We start from the raw sequence: 20,408 nt of genomic DNA, 5'->3' as shown, positions 1-20,408 counted from the left end.
ATTAAACCCCTTTTTCTTTATTGGTTTGATTTACCTTATAGTCCTTGTGTTTTCGCTTCTTCCCAGAAAGCATCTAATTCATCCAATGTATAATCATCGACACTCTGGCCATTCTCAGCTGCTTTTTGTTCGATAAAGGCAAAGCGGCGCATGAACTTCCGGTTGGCCTTGTTCAGTGCCTCTTCAGGATTGATGTCATAATGCCTTGCGAAGTTGACGAGCGCGAACAATAGATCCCCGTACTCCAACTGGATATCTTCCTGAATGCCATTTGTAGTGATTTCTTCTGAAAGCTCTTCAATTTCTTCCTTTACCTTATCAAGGATCTGGGCCACCGTCTTCCAGTCGAACCCTACTTTAGCGGCTTCCTTTTGCAGCTCATATGCCTTAAGCAGATTCGGAAGCCCTTTGCCGGCTCCCTCCAGCATCGATTTTACGGCACCGCCTTTTTCCTGCTCCTTGATCTCTTGCCAGTTTTTCAAGACCTCAGCTTCATTTTCAGCTGTTTTGTCACCGAACACATGAGGATGCCTGCGGACCATTTTTGCAGACAGGCCTTCAATGACATCATCGATGGTAAAATAGCCCTCATCCTCACCAATCTGCGCATGCAGCATGACTTGAAGCAGCACATCCCCCAACTCTTCGATCATATTGTCGATATCATCATTGTCGATTGCCTCTAGCAATTCATATGATTCTTCAATCAAGTACTTCTTTAATGATTGATGTGTCTGCTTCTTATCCCACGGACAGCCATTCGGACCGCGCAGTTCTGATATAATTCCACGCAGCTTCAGAAAATCCTTGTATAAAATTTGCTCATTTTTAACAGGAGGAACATAAACAGATGTCAAATTGCTTAGCTCCATCTCCCTGTCGAGTTCATATAAAGGAACTTTTTTGATGACCTCTTCACTGCTTCCGGCCGCTGTCACGATGAATACCTCATAATCATCAGGCAATTTTTCCATAAGCGTCAGCTTGACGTCAGAGGCAACGAACGCATCATACACCTGCCCGATAATTGTGTGGCTCTTTAGCAGTAAATCCTCTTTTGACAGCGCGGTGCCGTCAAGCAGCTGGAAACCTTCGATCGGGTCAATCGCCAGGGACTGGAACATGGCGTCAAGAAAACTCTGGCCGCCGCCGATTTCTATATCTGTTCCACGTTGCGGCCCTCTCTCAAGCAAAAGCTGAACTGTACGCTCAGCTATCAGTGGATGTCCAGGAACCGCATAGGTTACGGGCGTTTTTTCTGCTTCAGCAAGCAAAAACTCTGTTATCTCTTCATAAACCGCCGCGAACTGGTCATGTTTTTCATATACGGCATCGAAGGATTCAAACTGTAATCCTTCCTTCTCGAGCTCCCCGACAACTGGATGCTCTTTTGTCCGCAAAAAAAGGTTTTTCTCCTGTTTCAATTTTTTATATACACCAAGCGGCAGCTGGTCAAGGTCGCCCGCACCCAGTCCGATGATCAATATCTTGTTTGTCATATTCCTTTTTTCCTCCTTAAAAGGCTCTATTTAAAGAACAACTGGACAATTCTGCTGCCAAATGGCAAAGTTACTAGTTCATCTTCAGTCAAAGCCCTGGTTTTTATCAAAATAAAAAAGTAAACAATTGCTCCCACAGCAACTGAGATTAATGCCTGGAATACAGCTCCGAGCCTGTCTGGTTCAATATATCCATATCCGAAATCCGTTATAAGTAAAAATAATCGCAAAACGGCAGCCATCACTGCAGATGAAAACAATATTTTCGCTATAAAAACAAGCGATAGAACAGGCTGTCCCAGCTCACGTCTTAGTTTATAAATCAGGATAAACATGACAGCCAGCATCGCAGCCAATGTGGCAATAGCTGCACCCATTGTTCCAGCAATAGGGATGAGCAATAGATTCAATATGTATTTCAATCCAAATCCGGCAAGAATGACCGCAGCCGGAAAAATGGACTTATCAAGACCCTGTAAAATGCTCATGATCGTCAGGATGACAGAGCCGAATAAAATCATCAGGCTGAGTACTCCAAGAACTTCGGATCCATTTGCATTTTCAAACAGCATGATATTTGCTGGAACGATGATGCTGTATAAGCCAACAGCCGCAGCAGCGCCAAATATCAGGCTTGTCTGAAGCGCAAGCCTGACTTTAGGAAGGACTTTTTCTCGCCGATTACTTGATTTGTCACCAGAAATAGCCGGTACAAGGCTTAATGACATGGAGGTGGCGACAACTGTCCCAAGCTGGATAAGCGGCTGCCCCCGGTCAAAAATGCCTTTTGCCGATTTTGCTTCCTCTTCGGTCAGTCCCGTTGCCAGCAGCGAGGCATACATATTCAAGGAATCTGCCAGCTGAAGCAATATTAGCAGCATCCCACTAATGCTTATCGCAAATCCCTGAATGGTCAGTGCTTTAACGACCCAGGCTGCGTCCTTGAATATATCCCTTATATGAAAACGCGTGAAGGGATTAGCTCCCCCATTTTTCAGATAGAAAAAGCCTAGAATTAAGACGGAAATGACTCCGCCGGTTATTGACCCGAACACAGCACCGGCACCAGTGATATAAAGAGAAAAGCCTTGTTGCACAAGTACCGCTGACAGGATTAGAATGGTCGCAACACGGATGAATTGTTCAGAAACCTGGGAAACGGCAGTTGGAACCATGTTTCCCTTTCCCTGGAAGTATCCCCGGAACACAGAGGTGAACGGGAAAATCAGGAATGGCACAGAGACGACCTTGAACAAAGGCTTTAGTTCAGGGTCACCGATTTTTTCAGCAATCCATCCAGAACCAAAATAGAAAAACAAAAAGAGCAGTAGTCCAACCATGCTGAGGAAAACAAGCGAAATGGCCAAAAGCCTATCCGCCCTGCCAGTATTCCCTGCAGCCTGCTGCTCTGTATAAAGCTTGGATATCACAACTGGAAATCCATATGTAGATAAAACCATGACAATCCCAAAAAAGGGATAAACCTGCTGATAAATATAAAAACCAATATCCCCGACGATATTTTGAAATGGGACACGGTAAACTGCGCTTAAGATTTTTGTAACGAGGGCTGCCAAAGTAAGGATCATGGCTCCCTTCATCAATTCCTTTGAATCTGCAACGGGCTTCATCGCCCATCTCCTTCCAATTATCATTTTCAACCGTATTATATCACAAGGGTGAGAGCATCGGCCGCAAGTGAAACAGGCAACATCAATTTGTTAGAAGGATGTAACATAGAAAAGCGCAAGCTCCTTGGTCAGACCCGACAAGCGCTGGAGGGCCGACCATTGAAGTCGTTCTTTGACTTCATTGGGCGGACCGAAATCGAAAAGTATAGCCGACTGTCCAGAAACGCAGAAACTGGAGGCTCCGACAAAGAAGCGCTTTTTGCTTCTGCCGGCGGAGTTGAAGTTTCGGAGTTTCTAGGAGGCAACACTAGACAAGCGACTCGAGGGGCTAGGCGCTGGAGCTGGACAAACATAAAAGCGCAAGCTCCTTGGTCAGACCGACAAGCGCTGAAACTGGACATTATTCTTCTTGCAATAAGCTTATAACTTCAAAACACGAAAAGAGGCAGCTTTGTCAGCTGCCCATTCAGGTAAGATTATAAATCGGAATCAGGAATCTTGATTATTGCTCCATCTGTCTTGCCAGGAAGCCTGCAGCTGTTTCAACAGCTTTTTGTTCCACATCACCCAATGATCCCTCTTTAGAGAAGATAATGACTGCCCCGATTGGATCTCCGTTTGCAATGATTGGCCCTATTGTATAAGCAGATACAGGCTCTTCATTTCCCTCAACAAGCGAAATGTTAGTCTGCTGGTTCACAAGGGACGAAGTACGGTCTTCCATCGTCTTTTCAACAAGTTCACTGATGTTTTTATTCAAGTAGTCCTTCTTGGAACCTCCTGCCAATGCGATATAAGTATCTCTATCGCAAATCAATACCGGGTTGCCTAAGCTATCATACAGCGCTTCTGCATACTCCTTCGCAAAATCGCTCAGTTCACTGATTGGTGAATACTTCTTTAAAATGACTTCACCATCACGGTCCACAAAGATTTCGAGTGGATCTCCTTCACGAATACGAAGTGTTCTTCTAATTTCTTTAGGAATTACGACACGACCTAAATCATCGATTCGACGAACAATACCAGTTGCTTTCATCCAACGTTGCCTCACTTTCATCTGATGATTATTTTTTTAGGTAAGGTTGTTCATTGATTTTGCTTTTCAGATAACATAGTTAACGAAAAGAGCACCCGGTGAAGAAATGCCTTTATTAATCAACCTTACCAAGATTTGAACTTAGTATCTTTCATATGGAAAGTTCTATACACTTCTCATCATTATTTTCTTTGAAGTGATAAAGGTGCCAAAAACGGATAAACCTTCCAGCTAATAATTGCGTACACACAAAAATTACCCTTGTCTATCTTTTTTGAAACACCTTATCATTTTACATTTAGATTACAAATTATTTCCATATGGTTACGATACTGTATTTTCCTGTTCTTTTTGGGAGTCATGAAGTCCCTTAATCATCTCGAAAGTAATGTCGAACCAGCGGTCGTTTTTCATGCCTCTCGTGTGGACGACCATTTTCAGTTTTTTGCCATCCATTCCAAGCCCGACAGCATTCCTATATTGGCTGCTCAGCTTGAACACCTTCTGTCCATCAATCCTGCTGCTTCCATCCTCTGTTAAAAGAATAGTTACATCCTGCTTAACCTGTTTGATGGTCTCCACTCCTGCTGTAATAGCATATACTTTAAGTTCAGCCACCTTGAATAAGGTCTCCACCTCTGCAGGATAATCCCCGAACCTGTCTGTAATTTCCTCTTTCAATTCATCGATATCCTTCAGTGTCTCTATACCGCGGAAACGCTTATACATCTCGATTTTCTGGTGTCCATCAGAGATGTAGCTATCAGGTATATATGCATCAAGTTCTAGATCAATTTCAATCGAAGGCTTGCGGACTTGATCTTTCTCAGGCTTTCGCTCCTCAATTGCTTCCTTGAGCATCTGTGAATACAGATCAAAACCGACGGAGTCGATAAAGCCATGCTGCTGGGCACCGAGCAAATTACCGGCTCCACGGATTGACAAGTCACGCATCGCGATTTTAAAACCAGAACCCAGCTCTGTGAATTCTTTGATTGCCTGGAGGCGTTTTTCCGCAACCTCAGTCAGAATCTTATCTTTTCGGTATGTGAAGTAGGCGTAGGCCACCCTGTTTGAGCGTCCAACCCGTCCTCTTAGCTGATAAAGCTGGGAAAGACCCATTTTATCTGCATCGTAAACAATCAATGTATTTACATTCGGGATATCCACACCGGTCTCAATGATTGTCGTGCTGACCAGGACATCATATTCTCCTTCAAGGAAACCAAGCATGACAGATTCCAGTTCATTTTCGGTCATGCGGCCGTGTGCAAAAGTGACACGTGCATCAGGCACAAGCATGGAAATCTCTTCAGCCTTCCGTTCGATATCCTCAACACGGTTATAAAGGAAGTATACTTGTCCGTTCCTGGCAAGCTCTCGCTCAATCGACTCGCGGACAAGTCCCCCGTTGTATTCCATGACATATGTCTGGACAGGGAAACGGTTTTCAGGCGGAGTTTCGATGACTGATAAATCTCTGACACCGAGCATCGACATGTGCAGCGTCCTTGGAATTGGCGTCGCCGTCAAAGTCAGGACATCTACATTCGTCTTCAGCTGCTTGATTTTTTCCTTGTGAGTTACCCCAAAGCGTTGTTCTTCATCGATGATCAGCAGGCCAAGATCACTGTAGGTGATTTCTTTTGATAAGAGCCTGTGGGTTCCAACCACAATATCAACACTTCCAGCCTTCAGTCCCTTGATTGTCTCCGTTTGCTGCTTGCGGGTACGGAACCTGCTCAACAAGCCAATGTTAATCGGGAAGTCCTGGAACCTTTCCCTGAGGGTCTCATAGTGCTGTTGAGCTAGAATGGTCGTTGGCACAAGGAAAGCTACCTGTTTGCCATCTGCAATCGCCTTGAAGGCAGCCCTGATTGCTACCTCTGTTTTACCATAGCCGACATCTCCGCACAGCAGGCGATCCATCGGGCGCTCACGTTCCATATCAAGCTTGATTTCATGGATTGAACGAACCTGGTCTTCTGTTTCCTGATACGGGAATGAGGATTCAAAATCGCGCTGCATCTCGCCATCAGGAGAGAAAGCATGCCCGACGCTAGCCTCACGCTCTGCGTAAAGCTTGATCAAATCGTCCGCGATATCCTGGACAGAGGACTGCACCTTGCTCTTGACCCGTTTCCAATCGCTGCCGCCGAGCTTATAGACCTTAGGTTCTTTGCCTTCTGAGCCGACGTATTTTTGGACAAGGTCAATCTGCTCGACCGGGACATAAAGCTTATCCGTTCCCTGGTAGCGAATATGGAGATAATCCTTATGGACGCCATTGATCACGAGCGTTTCGATACCCAGGTATTTCCCGATCCCGTGGTTTACATGGACGACATAATCACCAATCTTAAGCTCAGAATAACTCTTGATCCGCTCTGCATTCGACAGCTTTTGTCTCCTCGCAGGCTTCTTTGTTTTTTTATTGAAGAGTTCCTCTTCCGTAATCACAGCTATCTTCTGGATCGGGAATTCAAACCCTGTATTCAGGCTGCCCTGGATAATCTGAACTTTTCCCGGCAGCAATTCCTGCTTGCTGTTCATTTTTACTGCATCGATTTCATAGTCTTCAAGAACTCGCTCGAGCTTTTTGACCCTTTCCGCATCCGGACCAAGGAAAATAACCGCATAGTTTCCTTTGCGCCAGCGGTCGACTTCACCTTTAAGCACATGCATCTGCCCATGGAAATTCTGCATCTGCTTGCATGAAATATTGATGATGTTTTGCGGACTAGTGTTTGGAACATGCCTTAGAAATAAAGATAGATATACAATTGGCTTTCCTGCTTTACTCATCAAGTCAGGCAGCTGGTGTGAAATCTTCAGGTCATGGATGATCTGCCCTTCACCGAGGAGACTCGTATACCATTCCGCTTCTTCCTTGCTAAGAGACTCATTCATCTCCTGAACCCTGCTTATTTCATCGACGAACAGGAAACCATTAGACGGCAAGTAATCTATTAAACTTTGAGGCTTTTCGTAAGCTATGGATAAGTACTTGAATACTTGATCAGGTTTTTGCCCATTGCGCAGCTGTTCCAATTCATAGCCTACATTTTGCGACATCAGCGTCTTTGCTTTATCATCCTTAAGCTTCTTCAAACTGCCTGAGAGCCCTTTTTCCAGGCCCGCAATCAAACGATCCAGCTGTTCATTCTCGATCGGGTTCTCTGTCGCAGGTCCAATCGCTACTGTTTTCATTTTTTCCTTCGAGCGCTGGTCCTCAAGTGAGAATGTCCTGATTGAGTCAACCTCGGCATCAAACAGCTCAATCCTGATTGGATCTGCCGATGTCAGCGGATAAATGTCGATAATCCCGCCGCGGAGGCTGAACTCACCAGGAGCCGAAACCATTCCCGCCCTAACATAGCCCATGCTGACAAACCGGTTAAGAACCGATTCGAGATCGATCTCTTCACCAAGCTTGAATGTCAGCTGGAATTTTGACCATAAATCCTTTGGCGGCAGCATCTTCCTAAGGCCAGCCATCGGGACGATCACAATACCTGTCTTCTTTTTGCTCCAATGATTCAGAGCTTCTATCCTCTGTGCCTTCAGCTCAGGGCTTGAAATGCTTATTTCAGCGGCAATCAATTCATTTGCCGGGTAAAGGTAAACATCATTTTCCCCTATTAAATTAACAAGATCATCATATAGTTTTTGCGCTTGCAATAAATTATGTGTGACGATCAGGACGGGGCGCTTCGTCTGTTCGTAAATCGCGGCCAAGAAGACCGTCCTAGCCGAACCAGACAGGCCTGCGACGAGCTGTTCCCTAAGCCCCGCATCCATTCCGGAAATAACAGATTGGACATCATCCTGATGACTAAATAGAGCTTTCAGCCCCTGCATCCAAACCTCTCCCTCTCTATAAAAAAATGCTAATCTTTACTTTTAAAATTGATGGCAATATACAAACAGAAAAATGCTTTGGATAAGGAATCCAAAGCTTGTCAGTGAATTAGGTAGTCATGCTGGTGGAAGTCTGGGTTGCGTTCCAGGGCTTCTTGACAGTCTTCACAGATCGATTTTATATTGATGTCACCATTCCCTGCGTAAGAAACCATCTCCTGGCGCTCTTCCTCGTTCAGCTTATGCAGTCCTAAACTTTCACTGTGGACAGACAAACTGTCCAGTGAGCCAATTTTCGTGCCGCAATGACGGCAATGATAATGTATAGCCATGCCCGTCCCTCCCAAATTAAGTCATTATCATTATTGACCCTTTGGCAGGAACTTATGCACTTAGCCTATTGTATGATTCTTTTTTTACATTATATTACTTGATCAGAAGATTGGCATGTTTATTTCGCCAACTTCGAGAAATTCGGCTATTGATTAAATGTATTCATAACTTCTAAGAAAGGCTTTTTCATCCACTCTTCACAAGCATCGGCAGACTTCATTACAGCTTCAGTCATCTGTTCGTTTTCTTCCGCGGTAAAACGTCCAAGTACCCAATCGGTAATCGCCATACCATTTATAGGGCGGCTGATACCTACCCTGATTCGCTTGAATTCCTGTGTTCCAGTATGGGCAATCGTCGACTTAATTCCATTATGGCCGCCAGCGCTGCCTTTTTGGCGCAATCTGATTCTTCCCGTCGGCATATCGAGGTCATCATAGATCACGACCAGATCCTCCAAATCTATATCATAAAAATCCATAACGGCCCTGATTGATTCACCAGAAAGGTTCATATAAGTTAAAGGCTTAAGCAGGATAACCTTTTCACCGCCAACAAATCCCTTCCCATATAAGCCTTTATGTTTTGCCTGATCCAATGGGATATTCCACCGTTTGGATAACTCATCAATAACTTCAAAGCCGATATTGTGCCTGGTTTTATCATATTGCCTTCCTGGATTCCCAAGGCCAACAAATAATTTCACATTCCACACCCCTAACAAAACGCGTATCATCTTATTCAACCGCTTATTCCCTCGATTCAGGGAAAACCAGAAAGAATTTCTATTTATAATGTACATGAAAACCGCAAAAGACGTAACCCTTTTCAGGCTACGTCCATTGCTGCTTTATTCTTCGCTCGCCTCAGTTTCTCTTCCTTCTTCATTTTCAGGCTCTCCTGGTTCTTGTTCTTCTCCAGAATTGATCTCTTCTTCCACTTTAGGAGGAAGGATTGAAACGACTACCGTGTTTTCGTCATCATTAATTTCGTAATTTCCTGTTTTGATATCAGCAAGTGTCAGGTTTTCATTAACTTGCAGGTTTGTGATATCCACATCAATTGACTCAGGGATATTACCTGGAGTCGATGTAATGTTCACTTCGTGGATCGGCTGCTGTAGTACGCCGCCATCCTTGACACCCGCAGCATCGCCAACCAGGTTTAAACGGACGCTTGCATGCACCTTGGAGCTTTTATCGACAACAAGGAAATCAGCATGGAGAATCTCATTCTTGATATGGTCTTCCTGATAATCAGTCAGCATGACACTATGCTGGCTGCCACCCACATCAAGCGAGATAACACCATTTCGGCCATTTTCGCGAATAGTCTTCACAAACTCGATGCTGTCTACATAAATCGACTTACTATCAGTAGTCCTTCCATAGACAACTGCTGGAATATTGCCCTCCTGGCGTAGTTTCCTCAAGGCAGAACGTTGAGTACCTGTGCGCTCATTTGCTTTCAATACTGCACTCATGATTTTGTCCCCTTCCTATTTCGTAAGTACTTGTCTATATAAAAAATGCCCCAAAACAGGAAGGTCTAAACGTTTTACTTTTTTTAGAGGCTCTATTAAACATGGCAGATGAATTTGATTCCAGGCACTTTCGCTCTCCGCGGGAAATTGCTATAGATTCTTGACAGCTTTGGCCCTGTTCCTTTGAAAGCTGTCACAATAACCAGCTTTTCTTGACTGCTTTGACCCTGTTCCCTTGAAAGCTGTCACAATAACGAGCTTTTCTTGACAGCTTTGGCCCTGTTCCCTTGAAAGCTGTCACAATAACGAGCTTTTCTTGACAACTTTGGCCCTGTTTCCTTGAAACCTGGCACAATAACCAGCTTTTCTTGACAACTTTGGCCCTGTTTCCTTGAAACCTGTCACAATAACCAGCTTTTCTTGACAACTTTGGCCCTGTTCCCTTGAAACCTGTCACAATAACCAGCTTTTCTTGACTGCTTTGGTCCTGTTCCCTTGAAAGCTGTCACAATAAAGAGCTTTTCTTGACAGCTTTGGCCCTGTTCCCTTAAAACCTGTCACAATAATGAGCTTTTCTTGACTGCTTTGGCCTCTTTTTCTTCGGAAAGGCATGAAAAAGCCCAAGCCATATGTAAAAGCAATCATAAACAGGAGTAGGCTTGCCTAATGGCAAGCCTGTATTTCCTTATTTATATTAATCAAATAGAGTGCTGACTGATTGCTCTTCGTGAACGCGGATAATCGCTTCCCCGATCAATGGAGCAACAGACAGCTGGTGGATCTTTTCAACGCGCTTTTCTTCTGCAAGCGCGATTGAATTTGTCACAACCAGTTCTTTAATCTTGGAGTTTTCGATACGCTCAATTGCAGGACCTGACAATACAGGGTGTGTACAGCAAGCGTATACTTCAAGTGCTCCATTTTCTACTAACGCATTTGCAGCCAATGTAATTGTTCCTGCAGTATCGATAATATCGTCAATCAAAATGGCAACCTTGCCTTCAATATTACCAACGATGTTCATTACTTCAGCAACATTCGGCTTCGGACGACGCTTATCGATGATTGCGATAGGTGCTTTCAGTCTTTCAGCCATCTTTCTTGCACGAGTAACACCGCCATGGTCAGGAGATACAATGACAACGTCTCCGTTCAATTCCTTGCTCTTGAAGTGGTCAGCAAGAATTGGAACACCCATCAAGTGGTCGATTGGAATATCAAAGAATCCTTGAATTTGCGGAGCGTGAAGGTCAAGCGTGATCACGCGGGTAGCGCCAGCAGTCTCAAGAAGGTTTGCCACAAGCTTAGCTGTGATTGGCTCACGAGCACGGGCTTTACGGTCCTGTCTTGCATAGCCGTAATAAGGCATAACAATATTGATTGTTTTAGCTGATGCACGCTTTAATGCGTCAATCATGATCAGTAATTCCATAATGTTCTCATTTACTGGAGAGCTAGTGGACTGGATTACATACACATCGCAGCCACGGATGCTTTCTTCAATGTTAATCTGGATTTCTCCGTCGCTGAACTGGGAAACGGAGCATTTTCCTAACTCTACTCCGATTACCTTAGCAATTTCCTGAGCAAGTTCTACATTTGAGTTAAGTGAAAAAACCTTCAAATTTGGATCAAGATACTGGTTTGACATTATGGACCTCCAAGACTCTTATTTCTTTACGTTCAGTTTCCCTACATAATCTTCTTTGTTGACTTGACGAGCGCGGGCAAGCGCTAGTGCTTCACCTGGAACATCTTCAGTGATGGTGGAACCGGCAGCAACATATGCGCCTTTCCCTATAGTCACTGGTGCAACAAGATTGGAATTACAGCCAATGAATACACCATCTTCAATCTTGGTCAAGAACTTGTTTTTGCCATCATAATTCACTGTGATGGAGCCGCAGCCGATATTCACATCAGCGCCGACTTCAGCATCACCGATATAGCTAAGGTGGGAAGCCTTGCTTCCTTTGCCAAATACCGCTTTTTTAATTTCGACAAAATTGCCGATTTTCACTTCGTCATTGATATCAGATTCCGGCCTGATATGCGCGAAAGGTCCGATATTGACTTCGGAGCCAATTTTGCTGTCGAATGCAGCTGATTGGCGGATAACTGTATTGTTTCCAATCTCGCAGTTACTGATTTCAGTATTTGGTCCAATCTGACATTCAGAGCCGATGACGGTGCTGCCAGAAAGCATCGTTCCCGGGAAAATAACCGTATCCTGTCCCACTTGCACATCTGGTCCAATATACGTGTTATCAGGATCAATTAACGATACGCCATTGCGCATATGATACTCGTTGATACGCTTTTTCATCGTACGTTCAGCTTCCGCAAGAGCGACGCGGTCATTGACGCCAAGTGTCTCGGCAAAGCTATCAGTCACATATGCAGAAACGATTTCGCCCTGGTTTTTCAAGATCTCGATGACATCTGGAAGATAGTATTCTCCCTGGACATTATCATTTGATACATTTTGGATCGCCTCGAATAACATTTTGTTGTCGAAACAATATGTACCAGTGTTGATTTCATTGATGCTTCTTTCCTGTTCGCTCGCATCCTTATGCTCAACGATTTTTTCAACAAAACCTTCAGCATTCCTGACAATCCTGCCATATCCAGTTGGATCCTCAGCTCTCGCAGTCAGGATAGTCGCTTTGGCGTTTGTCTCTTCATGATGCTTGAAAAGAGCTTCCATTGTTTCAGCCTTGATCAGCGGAGTATCACCACAGACAACGATTGCAACTCCCTCTTTGTCTGCAAGCATGTCCCCTGCCTGCTGAACAGCATGAGCAGTTCCTAGCTGTTCTGCCTGAAGGGCATACTGGCTGTCTTCACCGAGCTGATCCTTCACTTTTTCCGCTCCATGCCCTACAATGGTCACGATTTCGTTTATATTAAGACTTTTCACCTGGTCAATTACATGCTGTACCATTGGCTTGCCGCATACAGGGTGAAGTACTTTATACAATTTGGACTTCATTCTTGTTCCCTGACCGGCTGCTAAAATGATTGCATAACGATTAGACATTAGCAGGCCTCCATTTACCTTTTTATCCATTACGAATATATCTTAAATAGCCGGCCATTTCAAGAATAGAAGAACAAGTACAATTATTTGTCAGTTTAGGTAGGGGAGTATTAAGCAAAAAGCGGAGGCGACACTAGACAATCGCCTCAAGGAGTTAGGAGCCGCAGCTGGACAATTCTCGAAGGGAATATTTTTTAAAAAAAGGTTTAATCGGAGGACGAACCGGGGAAATAAAAAAGAGCCTAACTTGTGCAGCAGGCTCTTGATGTTATAAACTTATATATTCTAGGAAGCGCCAGCTTCTTCGAATTCGACTTCCAATTCACCTAAGCGGTGGTACTCTGCCAAAACAGCATCCTGGATCTTTCCGCGTGTACCCGAATTGATCGGATGCGCGATATCACGGAACTCGCCATCAGGAGTGCGTTTACTTGGCATTGCAACAAATAGGCCGTTGTTTCCATCAATCACCCTGATATCATGGACAACAAACTCGTTGTCAAGCGTGATGGAAGCGATCGCTCTCATCCGTCCATCTGTATTAACGCGGCGTAATCTTACGTCAGTTACTTCCATTCTGTTCACCACCTTTACAAATAGATAAAATTCTAGTTAAATAATTCCACGTTGAAATCAAATCTCCTTCTTTTACAAGAAAATTTTTTCGAAAAAATAGGGCGAATTTGTGAACTTTTTCATACATTAAGCCTTTACATACTAAAATACCTTATTAAAATAGGCTTTTTTGGCTATTGACGAGTAAATAAACCTCCTCTGTAAAAACCACCTTTTATCTTTTTACCACTACTCTCTATATAGGAAATATTTTTGTATTTAAATATTTATATTGTCCAAGCCTATTTGCGGATTGATAGATTTGGGCCATTTTTGTTTTGACCAAAATCGCAGTTCTCCCTGCTTTACGGTGGGAGATTTCTCTCTGCTGCGACCGTAATTTAAGCTCCCTTTCTTGCTCGGGCAGAGAAACCTCTTTGCTGCAATCGAAATTCAGGCTCCCCTTCTTGTTCGGGCGGAGAAACCTCTCTGTTGCGAACGTAATCCCAATCCTGATTTCCTCTCACTTCGTGAAAATAAAAAAAACGCCCGTTTATTTAACGAGCGCTACTACTTCGATTTCCACCAGGGCATCCTTTGGCAGTCTTGCCACTTCTACTGTTGAGCGAGCTGGCTTATGCACATTGAAATACTCTGCATATACTTCATTCAATTGAGCGAATTCATCCATATTTTTGATGAAGACAGTTGCTTTTACGACTGTTTCAAGTGAAGCTCCTGCAGCTTCAAGAACAGCTTTCAGGTTTTTGAATACCTGATGCGTCTGGGCCTGGATATCTCCCTCGACCATTACACCCTCTGGAGTCAAAGGAATCTGGCCTGAGCTGTAGAAAAGATTGTTCACAACGACACCTTGCGAATATGGACCGATTGCGGCAGGCGCGTTTGAAGTTTGTACAATATTCATATTGTCACCTCGTCTATTTGTTATATGAACAACTATTCTCTGCGAGCGAAGAAATTTCCTTCACTCACGGTAATATTTCGTTCTTTTACGTCTACATCTGAAAGGCGGACGAGTGATAGATACTCATCGACAAGTCTTTCTTCGATATTCTCCGATTCAACCAGTACCGCTATTCCCGCTAACTCTGCATTAAACTCTTCAAGCAAGTTGATCATGCCATTAACGGTACCGCCTGCTTTCATGAAGTCATCGACAATCAGAACCTTTGAACCCTCTGCAAGGCTGCGCTTTGATAGCACCATCGTCTGGATTCTTTTTGATGAACCTGAGACATAGTTGATACTGACCGTCGATCCTTCTGTCACTTTGCTATCCCTTCTGACAATCACGACAGGAACATTCAAGTGGCTTGCGACTGCGTAAGCGATTGGAATCCCTTTCGTAGCCACGGTCATGACAACTTCGATATCCTTATCTGCAAAAGCAGATGCAAGGAGCCTTCCGACTTCCTGCACAATTGCTGGATTTCCAAGGATATCATTCATGTAAAGGTAACCGCCTGGCAGCAATCGATCAGGACTTGCCATCACGGTACAAAGTTCATCGATTACCTTCCTGGCTTTTTCTTCACTGACATGGACGTGGAACTTGACTCCGCCGGCTGCGCCTGGCACGGTCTGCAGGACACCGATGCCCCGCTGTTCAAATGTTTCTTTGATGATTCCGAGATCTTCACTGATTGAGGACTTTGCTGAACCATACTTCTCGGCAAAATAGGTTAACGGTACCAATTGGCGCGGATGTTCCAGTAAATAAGTCGTCATATCGATCAAACGCTCGCTGCGTCGAAATTTCATTCAAGAACCTCCAAAATCCGAATATTTAAGGTTAATATACCACCATTATACGGATTTAATCAAGAGTGTGGCGCTCTCCAAGCATTCTCACTGCAAATACCTGGTCACAGAACCCTCGTAGGCCGTTATAAATTCGATGCATCCGTGAATCATGAGCCACAAGGCTGAATACTGTCGGACCGCTTCCGCTCATCAAAACAGCGTCAGCACCAAACCTCTTCATTTGGTCCTTGATCTGGGCTACCTCAGGATAAAGCGAAAGCGTCACATCTTCCAAAACATTTCCGACACTGTTGCAGACTCCATGGAAATCCCCATTTTCAATCGCGGATATCATTTGCTTTGTAGGCGGATGCTGAACCGTCTCTACATTAAGACGGCGATATACTTCTGCCGTCGATACACCGATAAACGGCTTCGCCAAAACAATCCAGCACGTCGGCGGTGCCGGCAGTTGTTCAATAATTTCCCCTCTGCCCGTCGCAAGCGCTGTTCCACCGTAAACACAGAAAGAAACGTCTGAACCAATTTCAGCGCCGAGCACAGCCAGCTCGTCCAATGACAGACCAAGCTTCCATAGCTTATTCAAGCCTCTTAACGTGGCCGCTGCATCACTGCTGCCGCCAGCAAGCCCTGCTGCCACCGGAATAGTCTTCTCAATGCCGATAATAACACCTTGCTTAACCTGGAACCTCTCCTTCAACAGATGCGCTGCCTGGTAAGCAAGATTCCGCTGATCATCAGGTACAAACCGATTATGGGAATGGATTACGATCCTGTCTTCTTCTAGTAAACTAAGTTCAATGCGATCAGCCAAATCAATCGTCGTCATGACCATTTCCACCTCATGGTAACCGTCCGGACGTTTGTGCAAAACATCAAGTGACAAATTGATTTTTGCTGGCGCCTTCACTAAAACCTTCACAACCTCCACCTACTTTAAACGAATTCCACATTTTGTCCTATTTTACCACAAAAAGAAAAGAAAAGCGCAAGCGCCTTGGTCAGACCCGACAAGCGCTGGAGGGCCGACCAGTGAAGTCGCTCTTTGACTTCATTGGGCGGACTGAAATCGAAAAGTATAGCCGACTGTCCAGAAACGCAGAAACTGGAGACTCCGACAAAGAAGCGCTTTTTGCTTCTGCCGGCGAAGTTGAAGTTTCGGAGTTTCTAGGAGGCGATACTAGACAAGCGACTCGAGCTGCTCAAAGCTAACGCTTATCGCAAGATACTCGAAGAAGCACTCTCAGAGATGAAAACTGGCTAAGCGCTGGAGCTGGACAAAGAAAAGCGCAAGCGCCTTGGTCAGCCCCTCAAGTCACTGAAGCTGGACACTTTTCTAATTTAAAACAATACTCTCTCAGTAAAATAAGTAAGACTCCTCTGCAACAAACATTCCTTTATTTTATCATTTGCGTAATCGCGAATACAGTTATTTCACAAAGAATTAGAATTGCAGAAGGATACATGGAAGTTGCTCTTGGTTTCTGCCATGCAAAAAGCCGGAGCAATAGCCCCGGCACCGCGATGGATCTGAATTTTATTGGCAACTGCAAAAAAACAGCTGTGTGGCAGTCTCTAAAGAATTTCCATCTAGGTCAGCGGTTCTGGTTCGCAAGCTGCTGTTCGGCCAGCTCGATGGCTCGCTTAACCATGTTACCTGCGTCCTTGGCCTTTATTCCGCCCCATCCTTCATTCTGGACGACATCATAGAAGCCAAGTTCTTTCGCAAGCTCTTCCTTCAACCTTTCAGACATAATCCCTCTTCTTCTGCCCATTACTACCATCTCCTTTCACCACCGCGGTTACCTTAGTATTTTGAAAAAAGAGATTTTCATGTGCTCCTTATTTATCCTGTCTTTTTTTAAGTAGTCTGTTTTCGTCAAGATTGTTGTTAAAATCCTAAAGCCGATTTTAACGTAATATAAAGCTAATTAGTAGGTCGGTATTAAGTTTGTATGCCATTATTAGAGTCATCTATGCAAAGAAACATAGTTCATTCAATGAATAGCAACAAAGTTTGAGAAAAGAGCCTTTAAAAAAGGCAAAATAAAAAGCAGCGAACCCGAGAGTTGACTGCCTGTACTGCATTGAGCCAAAAAATTAGCTCAAAGCTATTGATCCTGTTGTATCTTCAAAGAAGGTAATTTCCACTGTTTCAGTTAAAACATCTGCGTAGCTGTACGAAACACGTTCAAAAGCATTTTCATCCTGGTCAAGCTCGATGACGAAAACTGAAGGATAAGTTTCCGCTAACACACCAGAACGTTCAATCGTCTTTCTCCGTCCTCCGTTGGCCTTTAGCATGAGTCTTTTTCCTAAGTTTGAATCAAGCGCTTTTTTGATATCCGATAATGTTTTTGGCATTCGGTCCACCTCACTGTGTAAAGTATAACACGCTGACACTAATTAGTCAAACAAAAACATAAATTATAACAGTACTTAAATTTAAAAGTCAACATATTTCGGTCTTCTTTTTCTTCTAATTTTCAACAATTTTAGAGTAGCCTTTAATGCGTTAAAATATGTAACATATAATAAAAAAACACCGGACCGTATTTTATTCAGTCCGACGAATTTTTATTATATGGCATTCCTGTCCTTAATACTCCCTTGGTTTCGATACCGCCAAGGCCCTTATCTCCGGTCAATGTATTTCGCAATACATCCCAAACATTTATTCTTTCCATGAATGGTGTAAAGCTGATTTTAGCAACAATATAGACTGGGTCAAGAGCATGGATATTGACTCTTGAAGGGGAGCTGGCAAAATTGGCTCCAGCGTGGATCAACGATTCAAAATGAGATTGGCATGCTCCAGCAAATATGACCAGTTGGTCCAGATGGGGGACTTTCTTCCTCGCCTCTCTAACTGTCTGGACAAAATGTTTAGAATGACGATATGCATTCAGGTCGTCCATCGTTCCCTTAGACTTGGAATAAGCATCATGTCCTGTAATGACCAATATATCAGGCCGGTAGTAATCAATCAACGATCCGACTTTTTCCGGCATTTCTTTTTCATTGCAATGGAATCCATAGACAGGGACTCCTACTTTCTCATATAGTGTCAGGCACTTTTTTAAATAGTTTGGATCTCCATCAATATGGAGCACCTTTCCAGGCATCTGAAAGTAGTTATATGACTTGCTGTAACCCTCAGTAGCTTCATATTCCTGTTTTTGCTGCAATAAGTCTACATCCTGCCTGAATAGCTTATATGACTGTTCTTCAAGTGAGCGGAATTCCTTTGTCAGCCTCATGCGCATATTCGGATCTATTTTAATTAAATCCTCATAGGGCGCATCCGCAATCAATCGGAAATCCTCACCGTATAATATCGCGATTTTTTTGCCATGTTTCTCTCTGATATCGATAACCCGGAACATAATATCGCATTGATGCGAAACCCTGCCGACGATATCCATGAGGTTAATATTCACAATCCTCACTCCAATTGCCCCGCACACAGGCTGCGCTAAGTGGTATTCTTACATAAAATATGCAGATACCCATAGACATGTGCTTTTCGGAACTTTGGACGATTGCTATATTGGTCCAGGAACAGGATTTTCTTGATTTTACTCGTTATTTTCCTGAAATCAGATGATATTTTCCTTAAATCCAGGATCTATTCCTGAAACATTAAGTTTTATTCCTGAAAAATAGATTATATTCCTTAATTACCGATTTAATTCCTAAACGTAAAAAAAGCCCGGAAATACCGGACTTTAGTGGAAATACGGATACAGCGCATTGCTCAATTGAGCGAATTCTTCTATCGTTAGGGTTTCTCCCCTGCGCGACTCTTCGACTCCTGCCTGCTGAAGCGCAGATTGTATACTTTCTTTCTTCTGCTTTCCATCTGGCAGCTGGCTTGTCAGGTTATTTAGAATTGTCTTCCTTCGCTGTGCAAAACTTGATCTGGTGACCCGGAAGAAGAAGTCTTCGTCCTTCACCTTCACCGGCGGCTCATCATGCAATGTCAATCTGATCACGGCTGAATCTACGTTCGGCTGCGGCATAAACACCGTTTTCGGAACAATCATCACTGTTTCAGCCTTTGTGTAATACTGGACTGCAATTGACAGCGAACCATATTCCTTCGTTCCGGGTTTGGCAGAGATTCTATCGCCAACCTCCTTTTGAAGCATACAGACGATTCCTCTAATCGGCAGCCTTTCCTCAAGCAGCTTCATCAGGATCGGTGTTGTAACGTAATATGGCAGGTTGGCAACGACCATAACATCCTCTTGCTCTTTAAATTCCTGCTTCATCACAGCTTGAACATCTGCTTTCAATACATCACTATGGACGATTTTTACATTTGAATAAGGGGAAAGTGTATCCTCCAAGATCGGCAGCAGACGCTGGTCGATTTCAAATGCGACCACTTTTTCCGCTCTTTTAGCCAACTGCTCGGTCAACGCTCCAATTCCTGGACCAATTTCTATCGCACCGCTATGGTCGGTTAACTCCGCATGGTCGACGATGCGGTTCAGGATATTCGTATCGATCAAAAAGTTCTGTCCAAGGCTCTTTTTAAAAGAAAAACCGTATTTATCAAGTATTTCCTTCGTTCTCACCGGGGTCGCAATATCTTTATGCATTTTGTTCCTCCTTAAGGATTTCTGCCAGTGCAGCTGCGAAATCCTGTCTTTTCACCTGAAACATCATCAGACGCTTATGCAGCTGTTTCCCATTTGTATAACCAATCCTCAGCATTCTGCCAAGCTTTTCACGCCTCTCCCTGGAACCTGGGCCGCCGATCAGACCCGCAATAACCAAGTCTTCCTGGGTAATCTCCTCAACCGCCTCAGCGTCCATTACCTGAGCATCCTTCAGCGCTTCACGAATCACCTCAGGTGTTGCATGTTCCACACCAAGGCCCCTCCCGGATTTAGGCTTGGCCAGCTCTTTTGGGATAAAAGCATGCTTGCACCCTGCAACATGCTCTGAAATAGTTTTACGGATTTTTTCACCTGGAAAATCAGGATCGGTAAAAACAATGACCCCCCTCTTTTCATGGGCATTCCGAATCCGTTCAATCGTATCCGCATTGATCGCGGATCCGTTCGTTTCAATTGTATCCGCTTCAACAGCACGCCTGATCGCAGTCGTATCATCCTTACCCTCAACTACAATGATTTCTTTTAACTTCATGGTTCCTCCGTTAAAT

At 44.0% G+C, this 20,408-nt stretch carries 20 protein-coding genes; 2 read left to right on the top strand and 18 right to left on the bottom strand.

Annotated features, from left to right (window positions below; translation table 11 throughout):
- Positions 1-35: 35 nt before the first annotated feature.
- Complete coding sequence (gene yabN / locus CD004_RS22595) at positions 36-1,499, bottom strand: bifunctional methyltransferase/pyrophosphohydrolase YabN (RefSeq protein ID WP_102264811.1); 1,464 nt, start codon at positions 1,497-1,499, stop codon at positions 36-38.
- A gap of 26 nt (positions 1,500-1,525) precedes the next feature.
- The gene (locus tag CD004_RS22590) at positions 1,526-3,130 is read right to left on the bottom strand and encodes a putative polysaccharide biosynthesis protein (RefSeq protein ID WP_102264810.1); all 1,605 of its coding nucleotides are present in this window, start codon (positions 3,128-3,130) and stop codon (positions 1,526-1,528) included.
- Between the two features lie 159 nt (positions 3,131-3,289).
- Between CD004_RS22590 and CD004_RS22585 the strand changes: the two genes are divergently transcribed.
- Positions 3,290-3,556, top strand: coding sequence for a hypothetical protein (locus tag CD004_RS22585; RefSeq protein WP_102264809.1), 267 nt, complete (start codon positions 3,290-3,292; stop codon positions 3,554-3,556).
- 76 nt (positions 3,557-3,632) lie between these two features.
- Here the strand turns inward: CD004_RS22585 and spoVT are convergent, their stop codons facing one another.
- The 11 genes from spoVT to ispE all read right to left on the bottom strand — a co-directional run bounded on the left by spoVT (position 3,633) and on the right by ispE (position 16,154).
- Positions 3,633-4,169 carry a stage V sporulation protein T gene (spoVT, locus tag CD004_RS22580; RefSeq protein WP_102264808.1) on the bottom strand — a complete coding sequence of 179 codons (537 nt, stop codon included), beginning with the start codon at positions 4,167-4,169 and terminating at the stop codon, positions 3,633-3,635.
- Positions 4,170-4,493: 324 nt separating this feature from the next.
- Positions 4,494-8,030 (bottom strand): transcription-repair coupling factor, encoded by a 3,537-nt coding sequence (mfd, locus tag CD004_RS22575; protein ID WP_102264807.1) that lies wholly within the window; start codon positions 8,028-8,030, stop codon positions 4,494-4,496.
- Between the two features lie 101 nt (positions 8,031-8,131).
- Positions 8,132-8,362 carry an anti-sigma-F factor Fin gene (locus tag CD004_RS22570; protein ID WP_102264806.1) on the bottom strand — a complete coding sequence of 77 codons (231 nt, stop codon included), beginning with the start codon at positions 8,360-8,362 and terminating at the stop codon, positions 8,132-8,134.
- A gap of 146 nt (positions 8,363-8,508) precedes the next feature.
- Positions 8,509-9,069, bottom strand: coding sequence for an aminoacyl-tRNA hydrolase (gene pth, locus CD004_RS22565; protein ID WP_102264805.1), 561 nt, complete (start codon positions 9,067-9,069; stop codon positions 8,509-8,511).
- A 144-nt stretch (positions 9,070-9,213) separates the two neighbouring features.
- On the bottom strand, positions 9,214-9,846 hold the full coding sequence (locus tag CD004_RS22560; protein WP_102264804.1) for a 50S ribosomal protein L25/general stress protein Ctc: 633 nt from the start codon (positions 9,844-9,846) through the stop codon (positions 9,214-9,216).
- A 694-nt stretch (positions 9,847-10,540) separates the two neighbouring features.
- On the bottom strand, positions 10,541-11,497 hold the full coding sequence (locus tag CD004_RS22545; RefSeq protein ID WP_102264801.1) for a ribose-phosphate diphosphokinase: 957 nt from the start codon (positions 11,495-11,497) through the stop codon (positions 10,541-10,543).
- A gap of 18 nt (positions 11,498-11,515) precedes the next feature.
- Positions 11,516-12,889, bottom strand: coding sequence for a bifunctional UDP-N-acetylglucosamine diphosphorylase/glucosamine-1-phosphate N-acetyltransferase GlmU (gene glmU / locus CD004_RS22540; protein WP_102264800.1), 1,374 nt, complete (start codon positions 12,887-12,889; stop codon positions 11,516-11,518).
- Between the two features lie 285 nt (positions 12,890-13,174).
- Positions 13,175-13,465: a septation regulator SpoVG gene (gene spoVG / locus CD004_RS22535; protein WP_023613316.1), complete on the bottom strand. Its 291-nt coding sequence runs from the start codon at positions 13,463-13,465 to the stop codon at positions 13,175-13,177.
- A 532-nt stretch (positions 13,466-13,997) separates the two neighbouring features.
- Positions 13,998-14,372, bottom strand: a complete 375-nt coding sequence (locus CD004_RS22530; RefSeq protein WP_102264799.1) for a RidA family protein — start codon at positions 14,370-14,372, stop codon at positions 13,998-14,000.
- A 32-nt stretch (positions 14,373-14,404) separates the two neighbouring features.
- Positions 14,405-15,229 carry a pur operon repressor gene (purR, locus tag CD004_RS22525; protein ID WP_102264798.1) on the bottom strand — a complete coding sequence of 275 codons (825 nt, stop codon included), beginning with the start codon at positions 15,227-15,229 and terminating at the stop codon, positions 14,405-14,407.
- A gap of 55 nt (positions 15,230-15,284) precedes the next feature.
- A complete protein-coding gene (gene ispE, locus CD004_RS22520; RefSeq protein WP_158651622.1) occupies positions 15,285-16,154 on the bottom strand; it encodes a 4-(cytidine 5'-diphospho)-2-C-methyl-D-erythritol kinase in 870 nt (289 codons plus the stop codon).
- Positions 16,155-16,264: 110 nt separating this feature from the next.
- Here ispE and CD004_RS22515 point away from each other — a divergent pair, with 110 nt between their 5' ends.
- Positions 16,265-16,444 carry a hypothetical protein gene (locus CD004_RS22515; RefSeq protein WP_102264796.1) on the top strand — a complete coding sequence of 60 codons (180 nt, stop codon included), beginning with the start codon at positions 16,265-16,267 and terminating at the stop codon, positions 16,442-16,444.
- Between the two features lie 383 nt (positions 16,445-16,827).
- Here the strand turns inward: CD004_RS22515 and CD004_RS22510 are convergent, their stop codons facing one another.
- The 5 genes from CD004_RS22510 to rnmV all read right to left on the bottom strand — a co-directional run bounded on the left by CD004_RS22510 (position 16,828) and on the right by rnmV (position 20,392).
- Entirely contained in the window at positions 16,828-17,007 is a 180-nt protein-coding gene (locus CD004_RS22510) for a small, acid-soluble spore protein, alpha/beta type (RefSeq protein WP_041967995.1), read from the bottom strand.
- Positions 17,008-17,332: 325 nt separating this feature from the next.
- The gene (gene veg / locus CD004_RS22505) at positions 17,333-17,596 is read right to left on the bottom strand and encodes a biofilm formation stimulator Veg (RefSeq protein ID WP_023613322.1); all 264 of its coding nucleotides are present in this window, start codon (positions 17,594-17,596) and stop codon (positions 17,333-17,335) included.
- 197 nt (positions 17,597-17,793) lie between these two features.
- Positions 17,794-18,672, bottom strand: a complete 879-nt coding sequence (gene yabG / locus CD004_RS22500) for a sporulation peptidase YabG (RefSeq protein ID WP_102264795.1) — start codon at positions 18,670-18,672, stop codon at positions 17,794-17,796.
- A 288-nt stretch (positions 18,673-18,960) separates the two neighbouring features.
- Positions 18,961-19,839, bottom strand: a complete 879-nt coding sequence (rsmA, locus tag CD004_RS22495) for a 16S rRNA (adenine(1518)-N(6)/adenine(1519)-N(6))-dimethyltransferase RsmA (RefSeq protein WP_102264794.1) — start codon at positions 19,837-19,839, stop codon at positions 18,961-18,963.
- On the bottom strand, positions 19,832-20,392 hold the full coding sequence (gene rnmV, locus CD004_RS22490; RefSeq protein WP_102264793.1) for a ribonuclease M5: 561 nt from the start codon (positions 20,390-20,392) through the stop codon (positions 19,832-19,834). The genes rsmA and rnmV overlap by 8 nt, the downstream gene beginning before the upstream one ends.
- Positions 20,393-20,408 lie beyond the last annotated feature (16 nt).

The sequence above is a fragment of the Mesobacillus jeotgali genome (assembly GCF_002874535.1).
GTDB lineage: Bacteria > Bacillota > Bacilli > Bacillales > Cytobacillaceae > Mesobacillus > Mesobacillus jeotgali.
The sequence above is the reverse complement of the archived record's forward strand: the minus strand, read 5'-3'. Positions and strand labels throughout refer to the sequence as shown.

Excerpts from the sequence above, each read along its gene's own strand:
- yabN (WP_102264811.1), bottom strand. The coding sequence starts at position 1,499 with ATGACAAACAAGATATTGATCATCGGACTGGGTGCGGGCGACCTTGAC.
- CD004_RS22590 (WP_102264810.1), bottom strand. The coding sequence starts at position 3,130 with ATGAAGCCCGTTGCAGATTCAAAGGAATTGATGAAGGGAGCCATGATC.
- spoVT (WP_102264808.1), bottom strand. The coding sequence starts at position 4,169 with ATGAAAGCAACTGGTATTGTTCGTCGAATCGATGATTTAGGTCGTGTC.
- mfd (WP_102264807.1), bottom strand. The coding sequence starts at position 8,030 with ATGCAGGGGCTGAAAGCTCTATTTAGTCATCAGGATGATGTCCAATCT.
- CD004_RS22570 (WP_102264806.1), bottom strand. The coding sequence starts at position 8,362 with ATGGCTATACATTATCATTGCCGTCATTGCGGCACGAAAATTGGCTCA.
- CD004_RS22560 (WP_102264804.1), bottom strand. The coding sequence starts at position 9,846 with ATGAGTGCAGTATTGAAAGCAAATGAGCGCACAGGTACTCAACGTTCT.
- CD004_RS22545 (WP_102264801.1), bottom strand. The coding sequence starts at position 11,497 with ATGTCAAACCAGTATCTTGATCCAAATTTGAAGGTTTTTTCACTTAAC.
- glmU (WP_102264800.1), bottom strand. The coding sequence starts at position 12,889 with ATGTCTAATCGTTATGCAATCATTTTAGCAGCCGGTCAGGGAACAAGA.
- spoVG (WP_023613316.1), bottom strand. The coding sequence starts at position 13,465 with ATGGAAGTAACTGACGTAAGATTACGCCGCGTTAATACAGATGGACGG.
- CD004_RS22530 (WP_102264799.1), bottom strand. The coding sequence starts at position 14,372 with ATGAATATTGTACAAACTTCAAACGCGCCTGCCGCAATCGGTCCATAT.
- purR (WP_102264798.1), bottom strand. The coding sequence starts at position 15,229 with ATGAAATTTCGACGCAGCGAGCGTTTGATCGATATGACGACTTATTTA.
- CD004_RS22510 (WP_041967995.1), bottom strand. The coding sequence starts at position 17,007 with ATGGGCAGAAGAAGAGGGATTATGTCTGAAAGGTTGAAGGAAGAGCTT.
- veg (WP_023613322.1), bottom strand. The coding sequence starts at position 17,596 with ATGCCAAAAACATTATCGGATATCAAAAAAGCGCTTGATTCAAACTTA.
- rsmA (WP_102264794.1), bottom strand. The coding sequence starts at position 19,839 with ATGCATAAAGATATTGCGACCCCGGTGAGAACGAAGGAAATACTTGAT.
- rnmV (WP_102264793.1), bottom strand. The coding sequence starts at position 20,392 with ATGAAGTTAAAAGAAATCATTGTAGTTGAGGGTAAGGATGATACGACT.